This window comes from Pseudomonas sp. DE0010 (assembly GCF_007680745.1).
In the GTDB taxonomy this organism is placed as follows: domain Bacteria; phylum Pseudomonadota; class Gammaproteobacteria; order Pseudomonadales; family Pseudomonadaceae; genus Aquipseudomonas; species Aquipseudomonas parafulva_B.
On sequence record NZ_VEJQ01000004.1, the window covers coordinates 1 to 23057 of the forward strand.

The 23057-nt window shown below is 62.5% G+C and carries 18 protein-coding genes and 1 pseudogene; 8 read left to right on the top strand and 11 right to left on the bottom strand.

The annotated features are described in order from the left end of the window. Window positions 1-182: 182 nt before the first annotated feature. Window positions 183-494: an NGG1p interacting factor NIF3 gene (locus FS767_RS04160; RefSeq protein ID WP_144964304.1), complete on the bottom strand. Its 312-nt coding sequence runs from the start codon at window positions 492-494 to the stop codon at window positions 183-185. A gap of 3 nt (window positions 495-497) precedes the next feature. Further along, a complete protein-coding gene (gene purL / locus FS767_RS04165; RefSeq protein ID WP_144964306.1) occupies window positions 498-4397 on the bottom strand; it encodes a phosphoribosylformylglycinamidine synthase in 3900 nt (1299 codons plus the stop codon). A gap of 356 nt (window positions 4398-4753) precedes the next feature. Between purL and mltF the strand changes: the two genes are divergently transcribed. Next, window positions 4754-6211, top strand: a complete 1458-nt coding sequence (gene mltF, locus FS767_RS04170; RefSeq protein WP_058604478.1) for a membrane-bound lytic murein transglycosylase MltF — start codon at window positions 4754-4756, stop codon at window positions 6209-6211. A gap of 9 nt (window positions 6212-6220) precedes the next feature. Here mltF and tadA read toward each other — a convergent pair whose 3' ends face one another. From tadA to FS767_RS04200, 6 genes are all read right to left on the bottom strand, one after another. Next, entirely contained in the window at window positions 6221-6700 is a 480-nt protein-coding gene (tadA, locus tag FS767_RS04175; protein WP_144964308.1) for a tRNA adenosine(34) deaminase TadA, read from the bottom strand. Continuing rightward, window positions 6700-8082, bottom strand: coding sequence for a multicopper oxidase family protein (locus FS767_RS04180; protein WP_058638582.1), 1383 nt, complete (start codon window positions 8080-8082; stop codon window positions 6700-6702). Before FS767_RS04180 ends, tadA begins: the two co-directional genes overlap by 1 nt. Before the next feature lie 126 nt (window positions 8083-8208). After that, entirely contained in the window at window positions 8209-9669 is a 1461-nt protein-coding gene (locus FS767_RS04185) for a M48 family metallopeptidase (RefSeq protein ID WP_144964310.1), read from the bottom strand. Next, window positions 9666-10343, bottom strand: coding sequence for a hypothetical protein (locus tag FS767_RS04190; RefSeq protein WP_144964312.1), 678 nt, complete (start codon window positions 10341-10343; stop codon window positions 9666-9668). The genes FS767_RS04185 and FS767_RS04190 overlap by 4 nt, the downstream gene beginning before the upstream one ends. Then, window positions 10336-10995 carry a hypothetical protein gene (locus tag FS767_RS04195; RefSeq protein ID WP_144964313.1) on the bottom strand — a complete coding sequence of 220 codons (660 nt, stop codon included), beginning with the start codon at window positions 10993-10995 and terminating at the stop codon, window positions 10336-10338. Before FS767_RS04195 ends, FS767_RS04190 begins: the two co-directional genes overlap by 8 nt. A gap of 16 nt (window positions 10996-11011) precedes the next feature. Then, window positions 11012-11446 (bottom strand): hypothetical protein, encoded by a 435-nt coding sequence (locus FS767_RS04200; RefSeq protein ID WP_144964315.1) that lies wholly within the window; start codon window positions 11444-11446, stop codon window positions 11012-11014. 175 nt (window positions 11447-11621) lie between these two features. Here FS767_RS04200 and FS767_RS04205 point away from each other — a divergent pair, with 175 nt between their 5' ends. Together FS767_RS04205 and FS767_RS04210 are read left to right on the top strand one after the other, a co-directional pair. Continuing rightward, window positions 11622-12569 carry an AraC family transcriptional regulator gene (locus FS767_RS04205; protein WP_144964317.1) on the top strand — a complete coding sequence of 316 codons (948 nt, stop codon included), beginning with the start codon at window positions 11622-11624 and terminating at the stop codon, window positions 12567-12569. A 186-nt stretch (window positions 12570-12755) separates the two neighbouring features. Next, the gene (locus FS767_RS04210) at window positions 12756-14702 is read left to right on the top strand and encodes a bifunctional diguanylate cyclase/phosphodiesterase (RefSeq protein ID WP_144964318.1); all 1947 of its coding nucleotides are present in this window, start codon (window positions 12756-12758) and stop codon (window positions 14700-14702) included. Between the two features lie 56 nt (window positions 14703-14758). On the opposite strand, the gene FS767_RS04215 is transcribed toward FS767_RS04210, so the two are convergent. After that, window positions 14759-15691 (bottom strand): LysR family transcriptional regulator, encoded by a 933-nt coding sequence (locus FS767_RS04215; RefSeq protein WP_144964320.1) that lies wholly within the window; start codon window positions 15689-15691, stop codon window positions 14759-14761. A 139-nt stretch (window positions 15692-15830) separates the two neighbouring features. Here FS767_RS04215 and FS767_RS04220 point away from each other — a divergent pair, with 139 nt between their 5' ends. From FS767_RS04220 to FS767_RS23395, 3 genes and pseudogenes are all read left to right on the top strand, one after another. Beyond that, window positions 15831-17060 carry an FAD-dependent oxidoreductase gene (locus tag FS767_RS04220; RefSeq protein WP_144964322.1) on the top strand — a complete coding sequence of 410 codons (1230 nt, stop codon included), beginning with the start codon at window positions 15831-15833 and terminating at the stop codon, window positions 17058-17060. 264 nt (window positions 17061-17324) lie between these two features. After that, window positions 17325-18116, top strand: a pseudogene (locus FS767_RS23390) (cache domain-containing protein); the annotation flags it as partial. A 417-nt stretch (window positions 18117-18533) separates the two neighbouring features. Beyond that, a complete protein-coding gene (locus tag FS767_RS23395) occupies window positions 18534-19235 on the top strand; it encodes a methyl-accepting chemotaxis protein (RefSeq protein WP_371921573.1) in 702 nt (233 codons plus the stop codon). 296 nt (window positions 19236-19531) lie between these two features. On the opposite strand, the gene FS767_RS04230 is transcribed toward FS767_RS23395, so the two are convergent. After that, the gene (locus tag FS767_RS04230; RefSeq protein WP_144964326.1) at window positions 19532-20425 is read right to left on the bottom strand and encodes a LysR family transcriptional regulator; all 894 of its coding nucleotides are present in this window, start codon (window positions 20423-20425) and stop codon (window positions 19532-19534) included. A 142-nt stretch (window positions 20426-20567) separates the two neighbouring features. On the opposite strand from FS767_RS04230, the gene FS767_RS04235 reads away from it, so the two are divergent. Together FS767_RS04235 and FS767_RS04240 are read left to right on the top strand one after the other, a co-directional pair. Next, the gene (locus FS767_RS04235; protein WP_144964462.1) at window positions 20568-21968 is read left to right on the top strand and encodes an amidohydrolase family protein; all 1401 of its coding nucleotides are present in this window, start codon (window positions 20568-20570) and stop codon (window positions 21966-21968) included. An 11-nt stretch (window positions 21969-21979) separates the two neighbouring features. Continuing rightward, entirely contained in the window at window positions 21980-22453 is a 474-nt protein-coding gene (locus FS767_RS04240; protein ID WP_144964328.1) for a DMT family transporter, read from the top strand. 280 nt (window positions 22454-22733) lie between these two features. Here the strand turns inward: FS767_RS04240 and FS767_RS22810 are convergent, their stop codons facing one another. Next, complete coding sequence (locus FS767_RS22810) at window positions 22734-22907, bottom strand: hypothetical protein (protein WP_178102712.1); 174 nt, start codon at window positions 22905-22907, stop codon at window positions 22734-22736. Between the last annotated feature and the right edge of the window lie 150 nt (window positions 22908-23057).

Below are 23057 nucleotides of genomic sequence, written 5' to 3' on the forward strand. Positions count from 1 at the left end.
TAGGGGCCGTATGAATGGAGCGCAGCGTTTTTTGGTTACTTTTTGTCGCGTTTGACAAAAAGTGACTCGCCGTAAGGCGAAAAGGTGACTCAGCGTCGCCATCGCAAATGGACTAAGCTCTCTTTCAATACCCACGCCAAAGCATTAAAGCTCTAAACTTAAAACTTAAAACATCACAAGCGTTAAAAGTCCGCCAACCGATAAACCTCATAGGCCGGCGTCTCATAGGGATGACTCTGCTTGAGCGCAGCAACGACCTGTAGAATCAGGTCATCGCCCACCACAAGCTCCACCCTCCACTCCTCCACCACCTCGACCTGACCCGCCCGTCCGAGAAACGGCGAACTGCCGTCCAACGGACGAAACTGGCCCTGGCCCAAGGTCTGCCAGGCGCAGTGGTCATAATCACCCACGTGCCCACCACCCGCGGCGAACACAGCAGCCTTGACCACCTCCACATGGCTGGCAGGAACGAAGAAGGCGAGCTTGTACACGCCTTAGTTCACCCACACCCGCGCATTACGGAACATGCGCATCAACGCCGCATCTTCCAGCCACTCATCCGGACGCCACGAGTTCTGCACGGCACGGAACACACGCTCAGGGTGCGGCATCATGATGGTCACGCGGCCGTCGCGGCTGGTGAGGCCGGTGATGCCTCGTGGCGAACCGTTCGGGTTGGCCGGATACTGCTCGGTGACCTTGCCGTGGTTGTCCACGTAACGCAGCGCCACGCAACCGGACACATCAGCCTCCAGCAAGGCCTCTTCACTGGCGAACTCGGCGTGGCCCTCGCCGTGGGCAATGGCGATCGGCATGCGCGAACCGGCCATGCCCTGCAGGAAGATCGAGTTGGACTTCTGCACCTCGACCATGGCCACCCGTGCCTCGAACTGCTCGGAGCGGTTACGCACGAAGTGCGGCCAGTACTCGGTACCCGGAATCAGCTCGTGCAGATTGGACATCATCTGGCACCCGTTGCACACGCCCAGGGCGAAGCTGTCGTTGCGCTCGAAGAACGCCTGGAAGGCATCACGCGCACGGCTGTTGAACAGGGCCGACTTGGCCCAGCCCTCGCCGGCACCCAATACGTCGCCGTAGGAGAAACCGCCACAGGCGACCAGGCCCTTGAAGGCCTCGAAGTCCACGCGACCGGCAAGGATGTCGCTCATGTGCACGTCGATGGCTGCGAAACCGGCACGGTCGAAGGCAGCCGCCATTTCGACCTGGCCGTTGACCCCCTGCTCGCGCAGGATGGCCACTTGCGGGCGCACGCCTTTCTTGATGTAGGGCGCGGCGATGTCATCGTTGACATCGAAGCCCAGCTTGACCGACAGCCCCGGGTTGTCTTCTTCGAGCAGCAGGTCGAATTCCTGATCGGCGCAATCGGCGTTGTCGCGCAGGCGCTGGATCTGGTAACTGGTTTCAGCCCACTGGCGCTGCAGCATGCGGCGGTCGTCATCGAACAGCACTTCGCCGTTCAGGCTGATGGAGACTTCGGCGTTGTTGACCGGCTTGCCGATCACCGCCACGCACTGCTCACCCAGGCCTGCGGCGCTGAACTGGACCAGTACGTCCGGAGTAGCGTCCTGGCGCACCTGGATGACCGCGCCCAGCTCTTCGTTGAAGAGGATCGCCGGGATGTCGGCCTTGCTGTCGGTCAGCGGATCGAGGTGCAAGTCCAGGCCGCAGTGGCCAGCGAAGGCCATTTCCAGCACGGTGGTGACCAGGCCGCCGTCGGAACGGTCGTGGTAGGCCAGCAAGTGACCGTCGGCGTTAAGACCCTGGATCACGGCGAAGAACGCCTTGAGGTCTTCGGCGTCGTCGACGTCCGGCGCCTGGGCTGCGATCTTGCCGTAGGTCTGGGCCAGGATCGAGGCGCCCATGCGGTTCTTGCCACGGCCCAGGTCGATCAGGATGAGGTCGGTCTCGCCCTTGTCCATGCGCAGTTGCGGGGTCAGGGTCTTGCGGATGTCAGTGACCGGGGCGAAGCCTGTGATGATCAGCGACATCGGCGAGGTGACGCTCTTCTCGACGCCCTCTTCGCTCCACTTGGTCTTCATCGACATCGAGTCTTTGCCGACCGGGATGGTGATGCCCAGCTCAGGGCACAGCTCCATGCCGACAGCCTTGACGGTGTCGTACAGGCGCGCGTCTTCACCTGGGTGGCCGGCAGCGGACATCCAGTTGGCCGACAGCTTGATGTCGGACAGCTTGTCGATGTGCGAAGCGGCCAGGTTGGTGATGGTTTCGCCGATGGCCATGCGCCCGGATGCCGGGGCATCCAGCAGTGCCAGCGGAGTACGCTCGCCCATGGCCATGGCTTCGCCGGTGTAGACATCGAAGCTGGTGGCGGTGACGGCGCAGTCGGCCACCGGTACCTGCCAAGGGCCGACCATCTGGTCGCGGGCGACCAGGCCGGTGATGGTGCGGTCGCCGATGGTGATCAGGAAGCTCTTGCTGGCCACGGCCGGGTGGCTCAGCACGCGCTGTACAGCGGTGTCCAGGTCCAGCTCGCTCGGGTCGAAATCATCGCCCAGCTCGGCTTCGCGGGTGACCGAGCGGTGCATGCGTGGCGGCTTGCCCAGCAACACGTCGAGCGGCATGTCGACCGGAGTGTTGTCGAAGTGGCTGTCGGTGACGGTCAGGTGCTGTTCTTCGGTGGCTTCGCCGACCACGGCGAACGGGCAGCGCTCACGCTCGCAGATGGCCTTGAAGCGCTCGAAGTCGACAGCGCTGACGGCCAGCACGTAACGCTCCTGCGATTCGTTGCTCCAGATTTCGTGCGGGGCCATGCCCGGCTCGTCGTTGGGCACATTGCGCAGCTCGAAGCGACCACCGCGGCCACCGTCGTTGACCAGTTCCGGGAAGGCGTTGGAGATGCCGCCGGCGCCGACGTCGTGGATGAAGGCGATCGGGTTGGCGTCGCCCAGCTGCCAGCAGCGGTCGATGACTTCCTGGCAACGGCGCTCCATCTCCGGGTTTTCGCGCTGTACCGAGGCGAAGTCCAGGTCAGCCGAGCTGGCACCGGTGGCTACCGACGAGGCAGCGCCGCCGCCCAGGCCGATCAGCATGGCCGGGCCGCCGAGCACAATCAGCTTGGCGCCGACGGTGATCTCGCCCTTCTGCACGTGGTCTTCACGGATGTTGCCCATGCCGCCGGCGAGCATGATCGGCTTGTGGTAGCCGCGCACTTCTTCACCGTGCGGGGTGTTGATGCTCTGCTCGAAGGTACGGAAGTAACCGGTCAGGGCCGGGCGACCGAATTCGTTGTTGAACGCGGCGCCGCCCAGCGGGCCTTCGATCATGATGTCGAGGGCGTCTACGATGCGCTCAGGCTTGCCGTAGGCCTGCTCCCAGGGCTGCTCGAAGCCTGGGATGCGCAGGTTGGACACGGTGAAGCCGGTCAGGCCGGCCTTGGGCTTGGCGCCGCGGCCGGTGGCACCTTCGTCACGGATTTCGCCGCCCGAACCGGTCGAGGCGCCGGAGAAAGGTGCGATGGCGGTCGGGTGGTTGTGGGTTTCCACCTTCATCAGGATGTGTACCGGCTCCTGCACCGCACCGTACTGGCGGGTTTCAGGGTTCGGGTAGAAACGACCTGCAACGTTGCCGACGATGACAGAAGCGTTGTCCTTGTACGCCGACAGCACACCTTCGCTGTGCATCTGGTAGGTGTTCTTGATCATGCCGAACAGGCTCTTGTCCTGCGCCTGGCCGTCGATGTCCCAACTGGCGTTGAAGATCTTGTGGCGACAGTGCTCGGAGTTGGCCTGGGCGAACATCATCAGTTCGATGTCGTTGGGGTTGCGCTTGAGGCCCTGGAACGCGGTGACCAGGTAGTCCACTTCGTCCTCGGCCAGTGCCAGGCCCAGGTCGATGTTGGCCTGGGCCAGGGCGTCGCGGCCGCCGGCAAGGATATCCACCGACGTCATGGGCCTTGGCTGGGCGTGGCTGAACATGTCGGCGGCCTGCTCCAGCTGGCCCAGCACGCGCTGGGTCATGCGGTCGTGCAAGTGCGCCGACACCTGCTCGGCATCGGCGTCGCTGAGGTCACCGGCAACGTAGTACGCAATACCGCGCTCCAGGCGCTGGATCGACTGCAGGCCGCAGTTGTGGGCGATGTCGCTGGCCTTGCTGGCCCAGGGCGAAATAGTGCCCAGGCGCGGCACGACCAGGAACAGGCGACCGGCGGGCTCCTGCACCGGTACGCTCGGGCCGTACTTGAGCAGACGGCCCAGCACCTGCTGCTGGTCGGCGGTCAACTCGCCGTCGGTATCGGCGAAGTGGGCAAATTCGGCATACAAACCAGTAACAGCGGGGACTTTCTGGCTCAGTTGCTCGAGTAACTTACCGTGGCGAAAGGCAGAAAGGGCAGGAGCGCCGCGCAGGATCAACATCGTCGGGACAGCCTCAGAAGGGGTGTGCTTGGAGGCCGTGCATTCTAGCCTAATTCGTTGGCTTGCGGCACCCGCTGTAGCGCAGGGCTGCCGGGCGGCGGAACCGGACCTGCGGGTCAAAATTTCCGGGGGTTCTTGCACCTTGCCCAGACGCTGATACAGCCCCACAGGCAACCTCCGTCCAAGCTTTGCGCAGTGAGGTCCGAGTGCTCTGTTACAGGGCTTGCCCCATCAACCGGGCTTGGCTCACAACGCTGGACGGCACGATCAGACAGCAAACGCCTGAAAAGCGCTATCAGACAAGCTAACCGTTGTCGAGATATGGCACGGCCAGTCCTTTGCGTATACTGCAACCTATGTTCACCCACACTGCTTTGCGCCAGCGTTGCGCCAGATGGCTTTTCGCAACCGGACTCTTTCTGCTGCTTGGTGGCTGCGTTGAAAAACCCAGTACCCTCGAGCGCGTGAAGGAGGACGGCGTGCTGCGCGTGATCACCCGCAACAGCCCGGCCACTTATTTCCAGGATCGCAACGGTGAGACCGGCTTCGAGTACGAACTGGTCAAGCATTTTGCCGACGACCTGGGCGTGAAGCTGGAAATCGAGACCGCCGACAACCTCGACGAGCTGTTCGACGACCTTGGCAAGCCGTCCGGCCCGGTGCTGGCAGCCGCCGGGCTTGTCAGCAGCGAACGGCGCCAGGCCCAGGCGAAGTTTTCACACCCCTACCTGGAGGTGACGCCTCAGGTCATCTATCGCAATGGCCGCTCGCGCCCGACCAACGCCCAAGGCCTGGTCGGCAAGAAGATCATGGTGCTCAAGGGCAGCAGCCACGCCGATCAACTGGCCGAGCTGAAAAAACAGTACCCGGGCCTGCAATACGAAGAATCCGATGCCGTGGAAGTGGTGGACTTGCTGCGCATGGTCGACGAGGGGCAGATCGACCTTACCCTGGTGGATTCCAACGAACTGGCCATGAACCAAGTGTACTTCCCCAACGTGCGCGTGGCCTTCGACCTGGGCGAGTCCCGCGACCAGCGCTGGGCTGTCGCCGCAGGCGAGGACAACAGCCTGCTGAACGAGGTGAACGAATTCCTCGACAAGTCCCAGAAGAACGGCACCCTGCAGCGTCTGAAGGACCGTTATTACGGGCATGTCGATGTACTGGGCTATGTGGGCGCCTACACCTTCGCCCAGCACCTGCAGCAACGTTTGCCCAAGTACGAGAAGCATTTCAAGAGCTATGCCAAGGTCGAGCAGGTGGACTGGCGCCTGTTGGCCGCCATCGGCTACCAGGAGTCCATGTGGCAGCCGGAAGTCACCTCCAAGACCGGCGTGCGCGGCCTGATGATGCTGACCCAGCGCACCGCACAGGCCATGGGCGTCTCCAACCGCCTGGACCCCAAGCAAAGCATCAAGGGTGGCGCCAAGTACTTCATGAAGATCAAGGCCGAGCTGGACGACAGCATCCAGGAGCCCGACCGCACCTGGTTCGCGCTGGCCGCCTACAACGTTGGCAGCGGCCACCTGGAAGACGCGCGCACCCTGGCCAAGCGCGAGAAGCTCAACCCCAACAAGTGGCTGGATGTGAAGAAGATGCTGCCGCGCCTGGCGCAGAAGCAATGGTACCGCCAGACCAAGTACGGCTATGCACGGGGCGGCGAACCGGTGCACTTTGTCGCCAACATCCGCCGCTACTACGACATTCTCACCTGGGTTACCCAGCCTCAGCTCGAAGGCCAGGTGGCAGAGGGCAACCTGCATGTCCCGGGTGTGAACAAGGCTAAACCGGCAGAGCAGTCACCGCCGCTGTAGCCGGTCACGTCACGGCTTGGCCCGGCGAGCCCTGAAGAAGTCGCTGAGCACTTGCCCGCACGCCTCGGCCATCACGCCACCCTCCACCAGCACACGGTGGTTCAGAAAGCCCTGCCCGAAGAACTGGCCCTGGCTCTGCACGATCCCCGCCTTGGGTTCCAGTGCGCCGAAAACCACGCGCATCACCCGCGCATGCACGATCAAACCGGCGCACATGCTGCAGGGTTCAAGGGTCACGTACAACGTGCTGCCAGGCAGGCGGTAGTTGCCGACCGCGCGAGCTGCGGCGCGGATCGCCACCATCTCGGCATGGGCACTGGGGTCGCTGTCGATGATCGGGCGGTTGAAGCCCTGGCCGATGACCTGGCCGTCCTGCACCAGCACGGCGCCCACCGGTACTTCCCCCAGCTGTGCGCCCTCGGCGGCCAATGCCAACGCCATGCGCATGTAGGTCTGGTCGTGGCTGCGGTCGATGATCTGCGGTCGCATCAGACCACCGCGATCGCGGCCATCAGGCCGGTTTCCATGTGGTCGATGACATGGCAGTGGAACATCCAGGTGCCCGGGTTATCGGCGACCAGCGCAACCTGGGCGCGCTCGTTCTTGCCCAGCAGGTAGGTGTCGGTGAACCACGGCTCCTTGATGTCATGCCGGTTGGAACCAATCACTTTGAAGCTCATGCCGTGCAAGTGGATGGGGTGCTGGTACTGGGTCATGTTCTTCAATTCGAAAATGTAGCTCTTGCCCCTGGTCAGCGTTGCGATCGGGCGATCTGCGCAGGTCTTGTCGGTGATGTCCCAGGCCTGGCCGTTGATCTGCCAAAGGCTCGGCGGCTTGCCCTGGTCGGTGCCGACCGACACCTTGCCTGCCCACTCGAAGTTGAAGTTGAGCTTTTCGGCGTTTTCCAGGTCCGGCTCGGCGATGGGATTGGGCGGCAGCGCCGCTGGCCAGTCGCTGGGCGCATCCGGGTTGGCCACCGCGCGCAGGGTGCCCAGGCGCACGAAGCCGTCGCGCAAGGAAATTTCTTCACCGGCGTTGGGAATGCGGATCGCCAGGCAAATGCGCATGCCAGGCCCCAGCCAATAGTCATCTTCCAATGGCCGGGGGGTGACGGGGTTGCCATCGAGCGCGTAGATCCGCGCTTCGCAGTTGCCCTTGAGGTTGATGCGGTACGTCCAGGTGTTGTCCAGGTTCAGCAAGCGCACGCGCACCACCTGCCCTGCCGGTAGCTCGGTCACGGCATCGGCCTGGCCGTTGATGGTGATCAGCCGCCCTGCGGTGCCATTGCGCGCCGCCTCGCGCGGGATGCTGAACGGCATCCAGCCCCCCTGCTCGTCCACATGCCAGGTCTTGAGGTTGAGCGTACGCTCATGCTTGAAACCGGTGGGTTCGCGCTCCTCGACGATCAGCGGGCCTACCAGGCCACGGCCTAGCTCCTCGGAGCTGCTGACGTGGGGGTGGTACCAGTAGCTGCCGGCATCGGGCACCCGGAACTTGTAGTCGAAATACTCCCCTGGCTTGACCGGCAACTGCGACACATACGGCACGCCATCCATTTCCAGCGGCAGGCGGATGCCATGCCAGTGGATGGTGGTCTCGATCGGCAGGTGGTTGATGAAGCGCACGCGCAACCAGGTGCCCTGCCGCACGCGCAGCTCGGTCCCAGGGGCACTGGGCCCGAACGCCCAGGCTTCGGTTGTATGTCCAGGGACCAGTTCGACGTCCAGCGGCGCTGCGATCAGCTCGTAGTCATGGCCGGCATTGTCATCTTCGACCTTGCCCAGCCAGTACCGCGCGGCGCCCCCCGCGCCCAGGCCAACCACAACCAGGCCGGTCAGGCCCTTGAGCATTTGTCGACGGGTGAAGGACATCGCAGCGGGTACCTCGTGTTCGGCACAAACAGTTCACCAGCGGGCGCTGATGAGGAAGGGCGAATACGATACACCTGCAAATGGGAAAGATTAAGTGAATGATCGCCCCAATGTGCCCTGCCGCGCTCAATCGGCTTGCGCGCGCGGCGCTTTGCACAGTTGGCCGAACCAGTGACGTTCCTCAACGCCCGGCGCCCGGGTAGCGGCGCACAGCAGCGGCGGGTCGGGCACCACATTCAATGCGTGCAGGCGGGAAGCGGCTGCAGGGTGAGTGTCGAACGGGTGCGCCATGACAGCACTCAGCACCTCGTCACCGACCTGCAACGGGTGACGCTCGAGGTAGCCAGGCAAGGCTCGATCGACGCCTTGCCCACCACACGTCGCCAGCACCGTATCGACCGCAGGCTGCAGCGCAATGATGCGCAGCAGGGTCTGTGCGAACAGCCGTTGCCCGCCGACTGCAGCGCCTGCCTGGTCCGCCAGCAGCTCCTGCGACCGCCCCCAATGCAGCACCGCACGCTGGAAATGGTGCAGGAACTGCCAGGCCATCCACAGCGTTGGGCGCTGCGTCCAGGGCGCGGGCTCGTCGTGGCCGACCAGCGCCGAGAAATGGGCAAGCATCATGCTGAACTGTGCGTTGGTCTGGCTCGCGCGTTCGGTGTCCTGATGCCGGAAATGACCCAGTTCGTGTCCAATGACCGCGCCAGCTTCCGCCTGGCTGAGCATGCCCAGGTAAGGCAGCGGCAAGTACAGCGTGCGCCCCGTCAACGGCAAGCCGGCAGGCTGAAGCAGAATCGGCACGCTGGTGACGAAAAAGCCCTGGTCGAGCCCGACCACGATGTTGTCGGGGACCGGTGCCTGAAGCTGCGCCGCCAGGCCTTCGACCCAGCGCCATACGCCGGGTGCACTGTCCCGATCAAGCGCCCTGCCCAGAAAGGATGTGCTCTGATCGAGCACCAGCGGCCAGCGTCGATGCAACCGCCTGGCCAGTTGCAGGCAGACCAGCACGCACGAGGCCAGCGGCAGCACGATGAACAGCACCGTCAACCCACCCTCGGCCACCCGGCTGGTCGCAACGCTCAGCTCGTACAGCAAGGCCAGGCTCAACGCAGCAGCCAGCAAGCCCAGATGCAGTACCAGCCACTTGCCCAGGGCACGCCAACGCTGGGTCATGTGCCGCTGCAAGAACTCAATTGAGCGCAGCGCCCGCCAGGCGTCCAGCCTGAGCCTGAGCCATGCCCCGACCGCAGTCAGCAAGGCCAGCACCGCCAGCAGCCCGCTCGTGACGGCCAGGACCTTGCGCAGAGACTGTCCGCCAAGGCCCGCCTCATAACGGTCAAGCTCACGTTGAAGCCGCTCACGTCGGTCTGCTTGGGGGATGTAGGGGTTACGTTCGGCCTTGGGCAGGGCCTGCAAAAGCGTGTCGCTTGGCGCATCTAGCCACTGGCGTATCGCCTGCGCCTGCGCCTGGGCCACCTCGACGCGCCAGAGTTGCACCTGGCTCCACCCCAGCACCAGCAGCGGCAACAACAGCAGGGCCAAGCCCCAGCCTACGCGCCTGAACAGCCGTATGGCCCCGTTGCTCATGGCGCAGCCCGCCGCAAGGTATCGCCTTGGCGAGCCACGGCCGGGAACAACTGTGCCAAGGTGCGCCTGGCCTGTGCTGCCTGCAGGTAGGGGTAGAGTACGTCCACCAGTTCTGCCAGCGTGAGCCTGCACCCCGCCCGGGTGAAGTGGCAGGCCCACACCGTGAGCCGCAGGCCACCGGCGATCAGCTGGGCATCAGGTGCTACGAGCGCCTTGAAACCTGGGGCCTTGAGAACAGGTGCGGCGCCGAATGCGGCGAGGCTGAACACCAGGTGCGTACTCAGCCGCCGCTGTTCGACATCGAAGCCTTCGAACGCTTCCCATGGCACTGGGGCCAAGGCGTTGGCGAAAGCGACCGTGTCACGGGTCACCGCCAGTGCGCACCGTCCATGGCGCTGGTACAGCGCCCAGGCACTGACCAGGGCCACCAGCCCGATGCCGACCAACCCTGCGCCGAATGCCCACAGCAGCACCTTCACTGTGCTGGCGGTCTGCGGACCGAAGAGCATGGGCAGGCTCGCGAGCCAGCCACCGAGCCCAATCGCCACCAACCCGATGGCCGCACACGCAAGTGCCTTGCCCAGCGAGTGTTCAAGCAGCTCGAACGACTCATCCGGGCCGACGGCATGGGCCTGCAGGTAGGCCAGGTCGGCATCGGCGCCGGTATTATCCATTGGCCTGCAGCAACTCAAGTTGACGCTGGGCGTGGGCGGCATCGCAGTAGGCCGTCAGCACGGCCAGCACTTCTTCGTTGGACAGCTTGCGCCCGTTCTGCGCAAGCCCCGCCGACATGATGCGAACCTGGGGGCGCGGCTTTTTCAGCACCATGGCCTGGTTACCGAAGAACTGCAGCCTCGCCACCCGATGGGTCGGCAATACGGCATCGCTGCTCATCTCCAGCGTCTGCATCATCACCAACCCTTCATCCTTGACCGAGATATCCTGCACCTGCGCCAGGTCCACCGGCGCGTCCAACGTATCGACGAACAACTGCCGGCGCGTCAGGCGCATGAACACCTGGGTACCGGCGTTGCGATGCTGCCAGGTCACGGCAGCGGCAATGAGCACGATGAAGGCGGTGGCCACGATCGGCCCGGTGCGCTGCATGCTGATGCCGATTGCGAACAGAATCAGTGCACCGACCAGCAGCACCGGCCCCCACACGCGGTAACGACGAGAGTTGGTGAACTCGCTCTGCTCCGGCACGCGCTCGATCACTTGCCGAAGCTCGGCGATCACGCGCTCGCGCTGGGCCGTGCGCGACTGGTCGTAGTCATTGCCCAGCGAACCGGACAGGTCGGCCAATGGATCGGTATGTTCGCTCATGCTCGATGCCCCTCGATTATTTCTTGGCAGCCAGGTAATCGGTCAGGAACGCCTCGGCATTGCCTTGGTGCGACAGACCTTCCGAATAGCCGACCTGACGCGGTTGCGCCTCGCCCGGCAGGTACAGCTCGCCCCCCCACATGCCCTGGACGATCAGCACAACGAATTTCTTGCCGTCGACGTCGGTCCAGTAGCGGGTATCCTTGGCGGTTTTCTCGACGTGCATTTTCTGGATGCGCATATCCCAGTCGTGATCGACGCCTTCCACCTGCACCAGCGCCTCGTTGGCGGCGCGATCGCCAATGCGCAGCGTCCATACCTTGGCCCCTTCGGTGCCCAGGTAGGCGACGACGTTCTTGGCTACGTCCGGGCGGTCTTCGGCCTGAGCCTGACCGATACACAGGGTGAACGCGGCAACCAGCAAGGCGGCCCATTTTCGATAAGCGAACATGATTTTGTTTCCTGATCTGCAACAAAACGCGTATTGAAGGACTCAATAGGCAGGCTGCCAACCCAGTTGCCCGTTCATCACAACAAACAGCGGGTTGGTCACAACGACTGTTGTCGAAACTGTGCGCGCGTTACCATTTCCGGCCGACGCTGCCCCACCGAGAAACCGAGTCTGCATGCAATCGCTAACCCCCTACCTGGATACCGCCTTCTGTTTCGACAGCCCTGGCTCCCTGGCCCAGGCAGGCGTGCTGGATGCGCGTGCCGCCCATGTCATGGGCAGTGCCACGGGGCATTATCGGGCACAGACCGTGCGCCAGGGCCTGCAGTACTTCGATTGCCACCTGCACTTTCCTGAGCCCCTGCGCATCAACAAGGTGCTGCCCGAGAGCCTGTGCATCGTGCAGGTGTTCGACGGCGCCTGGCAGCACAAGGTCGATGGCAGGCTGAACCAGTACGATACCGGTCGGCTGCACGTGCTTGGCCTGAGCGAGAGCCTTGAAGCCCAGGACCAGTTGCCGGTCGATAGCCATGCGCGCATGGCCGGCGTGCGCATTGCCGGTGACGCATTGCGCGAGCTGGCCCAGGATGATCCGCAGTTTCATCCGTTGCTGGCGTTGCTGGCCGATGGCATGCAGTTCGACCAGTTGCCTCAGTGTCCCTCGCTCAGCCGCCTGTTCCAGCAGCTCTATCGCTCACCCTACAGCGGTAGCTTGCGCCGCCTGCACTATGAAAGCCTGAGCCTGGGGATCGTGCTGGAGCTGGCCAGCCATCTGTCAGGCCAGGCCCTGACACCTGAGCCGCAGCAAGACCGTGGCCGCCGTGACCTGGCCCTGGAAACGCGTCGGCTGCTGGACACCAGCCCCACTGCCCCGCCGTCCGTCGCCGTCCTGGCCAAGCAGCTGAAGGTGAGCGAGACCACCCTGCGCCGAGCCTTCAGCCAGCAGTTTGGTTGTTCGATCCTGCAGTACATTCGCCAACAGCGCCTTGAGCTTGCGCGCCTCCTGGTACTGGAGCGCAAATGGCAGATCTCGCAGATCGCCTATCACGTCGGCTATGCCAACCCGGCGAACTTCTGCCATGCCTACAAGGCTTATTTCGGGCACACCCCCGGCGCGGAATAACCGTCACTACTCACGGTGGCGTTGGCAGGCGGGAACGAAATCAAAGTGCCACCAGTCTGAACGATTGCAGCAACCAGAGGATCGGCCGATACGGTCCGTGAGAGCAGCGTCCCGCCCTGCTCGGTTCAAGCTGAAAAGGGCAATCCGTTCGGTATTTATCTGGTTGTATTTTCAGAGCGTCGCCTGATGAAAAAAACACTACTCGGCGTGCGAGCTTTGATGTCCGTACCCAAGGACAACCCCGACCTGGTCAAGGCGCAATACATCGCGCTGTCGCGCCAGCTGCCCATGATGTACTTCATCCTGCTGATCAACACGCTGATGCTGGCGGGCACCCACTTCACGGTGGCGCCGCGCTGGCTGGCGGTGTATTGCCCGATGATCATGACGTTGTTCGGCCTGGTCCGAGGCGTGGAGTGGATACGTACCCGCAGGCGCGTGCGCAGCCCGGCCCAGATGATCACGGCACTCAGGCGCACCAACACGCTCGCACCCTTCGTTGCCGTTGCCTTCACGGCCTGGTCGCTGGCGCTGTTCCCCTATGGCGACAGCTACACCCAGGCGCATGTCGCTTTCTACATGGCCATCACCGTGATCGGCTGCATTTTCTGCATGATGCACCTGTTGCCAGCGGCCTTGGCCACTACCGCAGTGGTCAACACGGCGTTCGTGGTGTTTTTCGCCTCCACTTCCATCATCACGTTCATTGCCACCGCGCTTGATGTACTGCTGGTATCGATCGCCATGCTGGTCATCCTCAAGGCGCAATACACCGATTTCACCCGGCTGGTGAACATGCAGGCGCAAACGGCCAGGCTCAGCGAGGAAAACCTGCAACTGGCCAACCTGGACAGCCTGACCGGGCTTGCCAATCGCCGGCAGTTCTTCTCCCGCCTCGACACGCTGTTGACCCATGCCGGCGAGCAGAACACTCGCCTGGCCGTCGGGCTGATAGATCTGGATGGCTTTAAACCAGTCAACGACCTGTATGGCCACAGTGTGGGCGACAGGCTGCTGTATCAGGTCGGTCAGCGCCTCACCGGGATGCTCGACCACGGTGTGCACCTGAGCCGGCTGGGGGGCGACGAGTTCGGCCTGATCATCACCCAGGCCCTGGATGACGAGCAGCTACGCGCCTTTGGCGAGAAGCTCTGCACGCGCATGCGCGAGCCGTTCGTACTGGTGGACATCCCCATTCAGATCAGTGCGTCGCTGGGCATCGCCACCTTTCCAGATCAGGCTTCGTCAGCCACGCAAGCGTACGAATATGCCGACTACGCGCTGTACCAGAGCAAGCGTAATCGCCCTGGCACGGCGTGCCTGTTCAGCGCTGCCCATCGCCAGCAACTCAATCGACAAGGGCTGACCGAGCAGGCCCTGCGCAGGGCGGACCTGGATCGCGAGTTTCACATGGTGTTCCAACCCATCGTGGATGTCCGCAGCGAGCGAACCGTTGCGTTCGAGGCACTGGCGCGCTGGGAAAGCCCAGAATTGGGTAATGTGCCACCCAGTGACTTCATCCCGATCGCCGAGCGCATCGGCATGGTCAATCGTCTCACCCTGCCTCTGCTGACCAAGGCACTGGACACGGCTGCCAGTTGGCCAGCAGGCATGCGCCTGTCCTTCAACCTCTCCACCCATGACTGTGGCTCGGAAGAGGCCGCCCAGCAGATCGTCGAGCTGATCAAGAGCAGCCGGTTCGACCCTACGTGCCTGGACCTGGAAATCACCGAAACCGCGGCCATCCAGGACCTGCCGCAGGCCCAGCGCGCCATCAGCCGCCTGCGTGAGCTGGGCTGCGGCATTTCCCTGGACGACTTTGGCACCGGTTACTCCAGCCTCAGCCAGATCCATGCGTTGTCGCTGACCAAGCTGAAGGTGGACCGCACCTTCGTTACCGGCATCCAGCTCAACCCGGCCAGCTTGAAAATCGTCAAGTCGCTGATTGCGCTGTGCCAGGACATGCAACTGGAATGCATCGTCGAGGGCGTGGAAACCGCAGCAGAACTCAGCACTTTGAAGGCCCTGGGCTGCACATGGGCACAAGGCTACCTGTTCTCCAAGCCAATGCGCCCCAACGCGATCGGGGCGTGGCTTGAGGCCGAGCAATCGGCCAGGGTGCAGGCGATCTGACTGGCCGCGCTTTGGGCCGTGACAGCCTGCCGATGTAACCGCGCTTCTAGCCTTGATCAAGCGCTGGTAGAACCGCTTGGCGAGCTGTGCAACGCCTCCAACCGCTCCTGCATGAACGCCAGCAGGGCTCGCACCCGCGCCGTCACTGAATGGCGGTGGCTGTATGCCGCCAGCAACTGCAAGGGTGCCGGGCACAGGTCCAGCACCACCTCCTGCAACCGGCCAGCCGTCAGATCGTCCTGGCAGGGATGAGCCGCCACAATGGCAAAGCCTATCCCCTGCCGCGCGCCTGCCACGGCCAACTCACCGCTGTTGACGCGGTAACGGCTGCGCACCGGCACCTTGACGGTTTCGCCCCTGGCGCCTTGAAACTGCCAGGGCTGACCTCCGAGCGCGCTGAGCGTGGTGATGCAAGGCAGCGACTTCAACGCTCGCACGTGCTGCGGGATACCCGTGCGCGCGAGCAGAGACGGGGCAGCGACCACAATGCTCGGCAAGCAGGCGAGCTGGCAGGTGATGAACTCACTGTCGTCCTGGCGGCCACGGTGAAAGAGGATGCACAGGTCCACGTCCTCACGCAGCACTTGCAGCCCAGTCACCCGGGTATCGCACTCAAGCTCGATGCCAGGGTGCAGGCTGCAGAATTCGGCCAGGATGGGCGCCAATAGCCTGGGGGCCTCACCTGGCATGCACAGTTTCAGTGGCCCGCGCAGCTCGCGCTGTACAGCACCGAGTTCTTCCTGGGTGCAGCACAAGGCGTCGAGCAAGGGCTTGGCTCGCGCGTACAACAGCCGCCCCGCTTCGGTCATGCGCAGATGCCGGGTGCTGCGCTCAAGCAGGCGCGTACCGAGCTGTCGCTCCAGTGAAGCGACATGGCGACTGACATTCGAAGACGGCATGGCCAACACACGCGAGGCGCCGACGAAGCTCTGCTCATCCACCACTGCTGCATAGACACGGACTGCATTCAGATCCAGTTCATTGCGCACTGACTATCCCACCTGAGGTATGAAAACGTCCCATTTTTGCACGCTAGTGATCTGGAACGGGGAAATCTACGATGGTTCTTTACCCCACGCGTCCGCTGACCTGGCGCGGGGCAGCGGATGAAACAAGGAGAACTGGCACGTGGACATTGCGATAGTGGGTGCAGGCATTGCAGGGCTGAGCGCAGCGTTGGCGTTGCGCAAGCAGGGCTTCAGCCCGCGGGTCTTTGAGCGTCGTAGGGTGCCAGCAGCCGGAGGCGCCGGCGTGACGCTTTGGCCCAATGCCAGCTTCGTGCTGGAGCAGCTCGGCGTGTTGCAGGACATCCAGGCCGTTGGCGGCAGGCCCCTTGCCATGCGCCGATACGATGCAGCCGGCAATGCGTTGGGAGGCCTGGACATCGAATTGCTGGACCGAACCATGGGCTACCCCACCGTTACGGTGCTGCGCCGGGATTTGCAGGATGTGTTGCTCGCCCATGCACGACGGATGGGGATTGCAGTCGAATTCGGGTACCAGGCAATGGCCATCGACCTGGATGCCCAGGGCAAGGCGGTGGCCCGCTTCGACACTGGTACACGCATCTGCCCGGACGTGCTGATCGGTGCAGACGGACGCATGGCCTCGGTGACGCGCCAGTTCGTCGCGGGTGACAACACCCCGCGCTATCAAGGGTTCGTGAACTGGATCGGTGTGGCACAAGGGTCGGGGGCGCTGGTGGACGATGTGTCGATCCAGGATTACTGGGGAACGGGGCAGCGCTTTGGTGCGGTGGCAGTTCGACCGGACCTGGTGTATTGGGCCGCAGCGCAAGCATGCCCGTTGAACGAAGGGGCTGGCCAAGCCGATGATCGGGCGCAGGTCGAGCACAGGTTCGCCCAATGGCCCGAGCCCGTTTCACGCATCATTCGGGCAACCCCCGAACAGGCCATCCGGCGTATCGCGGTCCACGACCTGGAACCGCTGCACACGTGGAGCCGCGCGAACGTGCTGTTGATCGGCGACGCCGCGCATGCGCCATTGCCCACCTCCGGGCAAGGCGCTTGCCAGGCCCTGGAAGACGCCTGGCACCTGGCTCGCTGCCTGGCCGTTGCCGGCAACGAACCCACCGAGGCTTTTGAGGTATTTACCACGATGCGCGCCCCTAAGACCGCACGGCTTTCGGAACAGGGCCGGGGCTTTGCGCGTGCCTTGTTCGCGACGGACGCCGAGACGTGTCGGTTGCGTGATGCGAGGGTCAGTGCGTGCGACCCAGCGCGGGACGTGCAGGTATTGGCTGCGGGATGGGCGCAGGGTTTGCCGATAGCAGGAAGGGTGCTCAATACGCCATTGACGGAAGACGGCCGGGACAGCGTTTATCGTTTGAGAGGATGACGATGCTTCATGCACATCAGAAGGTGTGCGCGGATTTGGCTGATTCCCCCTCGATTCATCGCCTTTTTGTCGCCATCGGTCGTCCGCTCATGCGAAACATGATGTAGCACCTCAACTATCGGGCTGGGCTGCCGTAATCATTGAGAGCCAACCTAAATTTTGTGGAGCTTCAGCATGTCGCTACTTCCCAATCGCATCTCCGGGCGCATGACCCTGGGAATCCTGACGTTGCTGGCACTCACCGCCTTGGCGATCTATTCGGTCATGACCCTGGGCGGCAAACCTGAGTTGGTGGCAGCCGGCACCGAGGCGGCCGAACAGTCGGCCAGCGCCATCACCCGCCAGCTGGCCATGCAGGTGAACCGCATCGAGGGCACCGCAACGGCCATGGCGCACCTGGCCGAGACCCTGCCCCACGATGAAAACCTGATCAAGGCCAGCCTGCCCAACGTGATCGACAGCCAAGGCGATACCGCCATCGCAGGCGGCGGGCTGTGGCCAGAGCCCAACGGCTTCGTTGCTGGTACCGAACGCCGCAGTTTCTTCTGGGCACGCAACGCCAGCAACGGCTTGGATTACTCGGACGAGTACAACGCTGCGCAAACGGCGCCGTATCAGGCTGAGTCGTGGTACACCGGCGCCAAAGCCGCGCCCTTGGGTCGCTGTGTCTGGTCGGACGGGTACCAGGACCCGGTCAGCGGCGTAGCCATGACGACCTGCAGCGTGCCCTACCACGCCCAGGGCGCGTTTGCCGGGGTCGCCACCATTGACCTGAAGCTCGACGGTCTTGCCGCCTTCCTCAAGGCCAACGGCAATGTCACCGGTGGCTACGCCTTTGCGGTGGACGCGTCCGGTAATTTGCTGTTCTTCCCCGATGCAAAGAGCGCCAAGGGCTTGCCGACCATTACTGGCCTGAGCCAGGAACAACCGTGGTTCAAGCCAGTGGCCGATAGCCTGGCGAGCAAGCCGGCTGGCACCACCACCCTCTACCTGGATAACGATGCGCGCCTCGATGGGCCGGCCTACGTCACCTTGGCCACCATGGAAGGTACGGGCTGGCGCATTGGCCTGGTCACCCCCGAGGCCCGTGTGGTCGGCCTGGCGAACAAGCTCACAGGCCAGATCCTGCTGTTCCTGCTGCCATTGCTGGCCGTTTTGCTGGGGCTGGCATGGCTGGCTGGCAAACGGCTGCTCACCCAGATCGAGGAAACCACGGCGCAAATCGAGAGCCTGGGTCAAGGCGGCCAGGCGGGTGCTCAACTGGAAATTATGGGCAATGACGAACTGGGCGCGCTGCGCACGGCCGTCAACCAGTACGCAGGCTCTCTGCAGGCCATGCTCCGTCACATTGCCGAGGAATCGGTGTCACTGGAAGAGCGAGCCAACGAGCTGGCGCAACTGTCCACCGGCCTGGCCGATCGGGCGGAGGCGCAACGGGTCGACAACACCCTGCTCGCTACCGCCATCACCGAAATGTCGGCCAGCGCCAATGAGGTCGCGCGCAACACCACGGACTGCTCGGACACGGCCCGCAGCTCATTGGTCGAAGCGCAGAAGAGTCAGGACCAGGTCAACCGCAACGGTGAATCCATCGAAAGCCTGGCGACCGACATCTCGGGCGCGGCCACCGCGATCACCCAGCTGGGCGAAGACATCGAGCGCGTAGGCGGCGTGCTGGAGGTGATCAAGTCGATCTCCCAGCAGACCAACCTCTTGGCGCTCAACGCTGCCATCGAGGCCGCACGCGCTGGCGAACAAGGTCGCGGCTTTGCGGTGGTAGCCGATGAGGTGCGCACGCTTGCCGGCCGCACGCAGACGTCTGCCAACGAAATCCAGGAAATGATCACTCAGCTACGCGAGGCATCGAACGCTGCCGTCACCACCATGCAGAACGGCGCGCAGCGCACCCGCGAGTCGGTGCAGCAGGCCGTGGGCGTGGCCACTACCCTGGGCACCACAGTGGGCAGTTTCGACGACATCGTCCAGCGCGCCCAGCAGATTGCAGTTGCCGCCCAGGAGCAGAGCCACGTAACGCAGGAAATCAACGAGCTGGCGGTACGGATCCATGCGGCCAGCGAGGAAGGTGCCCGGGATGCAAGTGCGCTCAGGGAATTGGGCAAGGGGATGCAGTCGATTTCGGCGCGGCTGGGTGGGTTGAGTCGAGGTGGTCGTTAGGGCCTAGGGCCTGACCGTCAGGCGTTGAGGGCGCTAGCCTACCGCTCAGCGATCAGGCGCTGCCAGGTATACGTGAACAGGGTCGCTAAGCGGCCCTTTCCATTCTGAATAGGGCTCGGACAAACTACCGCTGCCAATGAAGCTAACTGCCGGCACCGCCCACTGCATGTCATCTGCCTGAGCCCGGCAGATTCAGAATACGTTCTCGAGACCGTAGCTCGAGCCTCCCATAGCGGGCAAAGCAGCAACTCGGCAAGACGACTGCAGGACTCAGGGTACTGTGAAGGGGCAATCACTCATTTGTTTCCGATCAGCCCAGCTATCCAATCAGCGAACGAACTCACAGCGGGCGAAAGAAATCGCTGGTGTGGGTATAGCAGGCTCACCTGCACCGGAGCCGGCTGCCAATCGGCGAGCACTTCAATCAACCGCCCTTGCTGCAGGTGCTCGCTCACCACGTTCTCGGCGAGCTGAATCAACCCGAACCCATCAAGGCACATTTTGATGTAGAGCCCGGTCTCGTTGACGGCGGCCGTACCGCTTACCAAAACCGAGATCTTTTCCGTATCGCGTGCGAAGCGCATTTCACCTGCGTGTTTCGCGCCACCCGAAAAGTAGTGAATAGCTCGGTGGTGCGATAAGTCATGGGGTGTTTGCGGAATACCGTTTTCCTTGAGGTAGGCGGCTGACGCACAGGTCACCCAACGAAATCGGCCGAGTGGGCGCGCAACCAAGGTTGAGTCATGGAGCTCACCTGTACGAATAACGCAATCGATACCCTCCTGAAGCAGATCAACCTGTCGATCGTTCACGCCGATCATCAGATAGATATCCGGATAGCGCCGATAAAAGTCGCGCAGGTTCGGCATGACAATGGAGTGCGCAACGCCACCAGGCATGTCGACGCGCAAACGCCCCTGCGGCCGTTTTACGGAATCCGCCAGGCTGCTCTCCGTGTGTTCGATCAGTTCAAGAATCTCCCGGCATTGCGCCAGGTATTGTGCGCCTTCAGGTGTAAGGCTGACCCGCCGCGTCGTTCGGTTGAGCAGACGCACCTGCAAGTACTTTTCCAGGTTCTTGACACTGCTGGTCACAGTCGAAGCGGGTAAGGAGAGCGTCTGCGCCGCTTGGGTAAAGCTTCCCGCTTGCGCTACGCGTACGAAAATCTGCATCGCCTGAATTCGATCCACGACGGTTAATAACCTCAAACAGTGATCAGGGACGGCCTTATTATTCGTGCAAATTGAATAATAAAAACAGTTTATCCATCTTTTTCCCGCAGTGTTGCCTTGCGTACCTTTCTTGCAATCACATTTGAAGAGGTGTACCTCAATGGCTGAATACAATCGCGGCATCGTACAGGCGCAGACCGCACCGGTTGCCCGCACACTCATCCAAGGCGCCACTGTACTGAGTATGGATGGCGACATCGGCAATCTGGTACGCGGCGACATTCTCATCGAAGGCAGCACCATCAAGGCCATTGGTGAACATCTCGAAGTTGGCGACGCTATGGTGATCGATGCATCCGGCATGATCGCCATGCCCGGCATGGTCGACACGCACCGCCACTCGTGGGAAGGGCAACTGCGCCGGATCAATCCCAACGCAGCCACATTGGAGGACTACTGCAACGCCACTCACTTCTCGTTCGCCAAATACTATCGCCCGGCGGACATGTACATCGGCAACTTGCTGAGTGCGTTAGGGTGCATCGATGCCGGCATCACGACCTTGGTGGACAACTCGCATAACAGCCGCACCGGTGCACACTCCGACGCCGCCGTCGAGGCGCTGCTTGATGCAGGTATACGCGCCGTACATGCCTCCGGGGCGCCGGTGGCGGGTGAGTGGGATAAAGCCCACTGGCCGGGCAACCTGGAGCGTTTGCAGGAAAAATACATCAAGCACGGTGATAACCCGTTGCTTTCGCTGGCGGTGATGGCGCAGCTGGAACCTGAGCTGTGGGCTGAAGCCAGACGCCTGGGGCTGCCGATCATCACCGAGTTTTTTGGTGGGGGCATGGCGGCGCAATTGCCAGAATTGCATCGTAAAGGTCTGCTGCGATCCGATAACATCTTCAACCACTGCACCGCGCTGCCGGACGCCGGCTGGGAAATCCTTCGCGAAGCTGGGGTGCAAGTCAACGTATGCCCACGCTCAGATGCCCATTACGGCATTGAAGATGGAATGTTCGCCATGCAGTCGGCCCAGCGTCACGGCATCAGCCCGGGACTGAGTGTTGACAACGAAACCTCCTACAGCGGCGACATGTTCATGGAAATGCGGGTGGCGTTCTACCTGCAACGTGTCATGGGCATGCACCAGCAGCGTTGCTGCGGTGAGGACCATCATCCGGTGGTGACGCTGCCCGCCCACAGTCTGCTCAAATCCGCGACTATCGACGGCGCCTTCTGTGCCGGCTTGCAGGACAAAGTCGGTAGCCTGGTTGCGGGCAAACAGGCAGACCTGATCCTGATCAACGCACAGGACATCAACCTCTATCCTGTAGGTAATGCCTTCGGCACCGTGGTACATGCCGCCGAGCGCAGCAATGTCGATACGGTCATGATTGGCGGGCGAATCGTCAAACGCGACGGCAAAGTATTGGGTGTGGACAGTGAGAGGCTGCGTGCGGCGATCGATGAGTCACGTGAGCATCTGTTCGCTGCAGCAGGCTATGCGCCGGATATGTTTGCCGAGACGTTCCTCCCGCTCGACTCAGCCAACTAAGAGGGCACGAGATGAACGTAGCCTACTATGTGTTGGCCATCGCTGCGGGGCTCGGCATTACCCTGCAGACCACACTCAACGGCCAGCTCGCTAAAGGTGTAGGTGGAGACTCCGTTGCGGCGGCACTGTTCTCGTTCACTGCCGGCGCAGTGTGCCTGTGCATTTACGCATTGATGCGCGGAGGAATAGCGGCCTCACTGGCCGCGATTCCTGCCCAGCCCCTTTGGAGCCTGCTGGGCGGTTTGCTGGGGGCGAGTGCGCTGCTTAGCTATGTGGTGCTTGCACCGAAGATAGGCCTGTCCGCCCTGCTCGGCCTCGCTATCGCCGGGCAAATCGTTTCATCACTGGTCATCGATCATTTCGGCTTGATGGGGGCATTGGAAAGGCCAGTGTCTGCCATCAAGTTGGCTGGGGCGGTGGTGATGCTCGCAGGCTTGGCTATCGCGTTGTTCGGTGACAGGTGGTCAGCGGTTTTCTCCAACTGAGCGTCTTGATTACGCCGGATCCAGCTGGTATCCCGCACCATGCCGAACAATCATGCTGATGCTGGGAAACATTGCCTGTACTTGCCAGACCCAAAAAGCCAAAAGCCCGCAATTACGCGGGCTTCAGGGCTTTTTTTGCTAGATCGTGCCGGGCAGTGCCGGACGCGGGATCACTCCCACTCTATTATCAATTGATCACTTAAGACCTTATAAACCGGCGCATACAGAGATTAAAAAATTGAAAGACCATTTAAAATACCATGATGGCACCACAACACGCTCAAGAAGCAGGGTTTGCCTCTTTCATGGCAAAGGTAGCCAATAGCTGCCGCTCTAGGATGGCCAACTCTTCCGCATCACCATTACGAACAACCTCGGCCAGCAGCTCAGCCGCATACGCCGGATCAGCCCGGAAAAGCTCTGCCATCGCCACATCGTGACCACGGTCTTTCATCAATCGCCCCTAGTTCTTGGATGCCCTGAAACGTCAAGAATAGCCTGTTCAGGCCACTACAAAACCGTCCGACTCTCGCTGACTCCAGCTGCGCGATTGCTCAGTCACCTACAGTGGTCGCTAATGCTAAGCCGTATTGGCCGCTAGGTA

Excerpts from the sequence above, each read along its gene's own strand:
- FS767_RS04180 (WP_058638582.1), bottom strand. The coding sequence starts at position 8,082 with ATGTCCTTCACCCGTCGACAAATGCTCAAGGGCCTGACCGGCCTGGTT.
- FS767_RS04235 (WP_144964462.1), top strand. The coding sequence starts at position 20,568 with ATGGCTGAATACAATCGCGGCATCGTACAGGCGCAGACCGCACCGGTT.
- FS767_RS23395 (WP_371921573.1), top strand. The coding sequence starts at position 18,534 with ATGTCGGCCAGCGCCAATGAGGTCGCGCGCAACACCACGGACTGCTCG.
- FS767_RS04200 (WP_144964315.1), bottom strand. The coding sequence starts at position 11,446 with ATGTTCGCTTATCGAAAATGGGCCGCCTTGCTGGTTGCCGCGTTCACC.
- purL (WP_144964306.1), bottom strand. The coding sequence starts at position 4,397 with ATGTTGATCCTGCGCGGCGCTCCTGCCCTTTCTGCCTTTCGCCACGGT.
- FS767_RS22810 (WP_178102712.1), bottom strand. The coding sequence starts at position 22,907 with ATGAAAGACCGTGGTCACGATGTGGCGATGGCAGAGCTTTTCCGGGCT.
- FS767_RS04190 (WP_144964312.1), bottom strand. The coding sequence starts at position 10,343 with ATGGATAATACCGGCGCCGATGCCGACCTGGCCTACCTGCAGGCCCAT.
- tadA (WP_144964308.1), bottom strand. The coding sequence starts at position 6,700 with ATGCGACCGCAGATCATCGACCGCAGCCACGACCAGACCTACATGCGC.
- mltF (WP_058604478.1), top strand. The coding sequence starts at position 4,754 with ATGTTCACCCACACTGCTTTGCGCCAGCGTTGCGCCAGATGGCTTTTC.
- FS767_RS04240 (WP_144964328.1), top strand. The coding sequence starts at position 21,980 with ATGAACGTAGCCTACTATGTGTTGGCCATCGCTGCGGGGCTCGGCATT.
- FS767_RS04205 (WP_144964317.1), top strand. The coding sequence starts at position 11,622 with ATGCAATCGCTAACCCCCTACCTGGATACCGCCTTCTGTTTCGACAGC.
- FS767_RS04210 (WP_144964318.1), top strand. The coding sequence starts at position 12,756 with ATGAAAAAAACACTACTCGGCGTGCGAGCTTTGATGTCCGTACCCAAG.
- FS767_RS04185 (WP_144964310.1), bottom strand. The coding sequence starts at position 9,669 with ATGAGCAACGGGGCCATACGGCTGTTCAGGCGCGTAGGCTGGGGCTTG.
- FS767_RS04195 (WP_144964313.1), bottom strand. The coding sequence starts at position 10,995 with ATGAGCGAACATACCGATCCATTGGCCGACCTGTCCGGTTCGCTGGGC.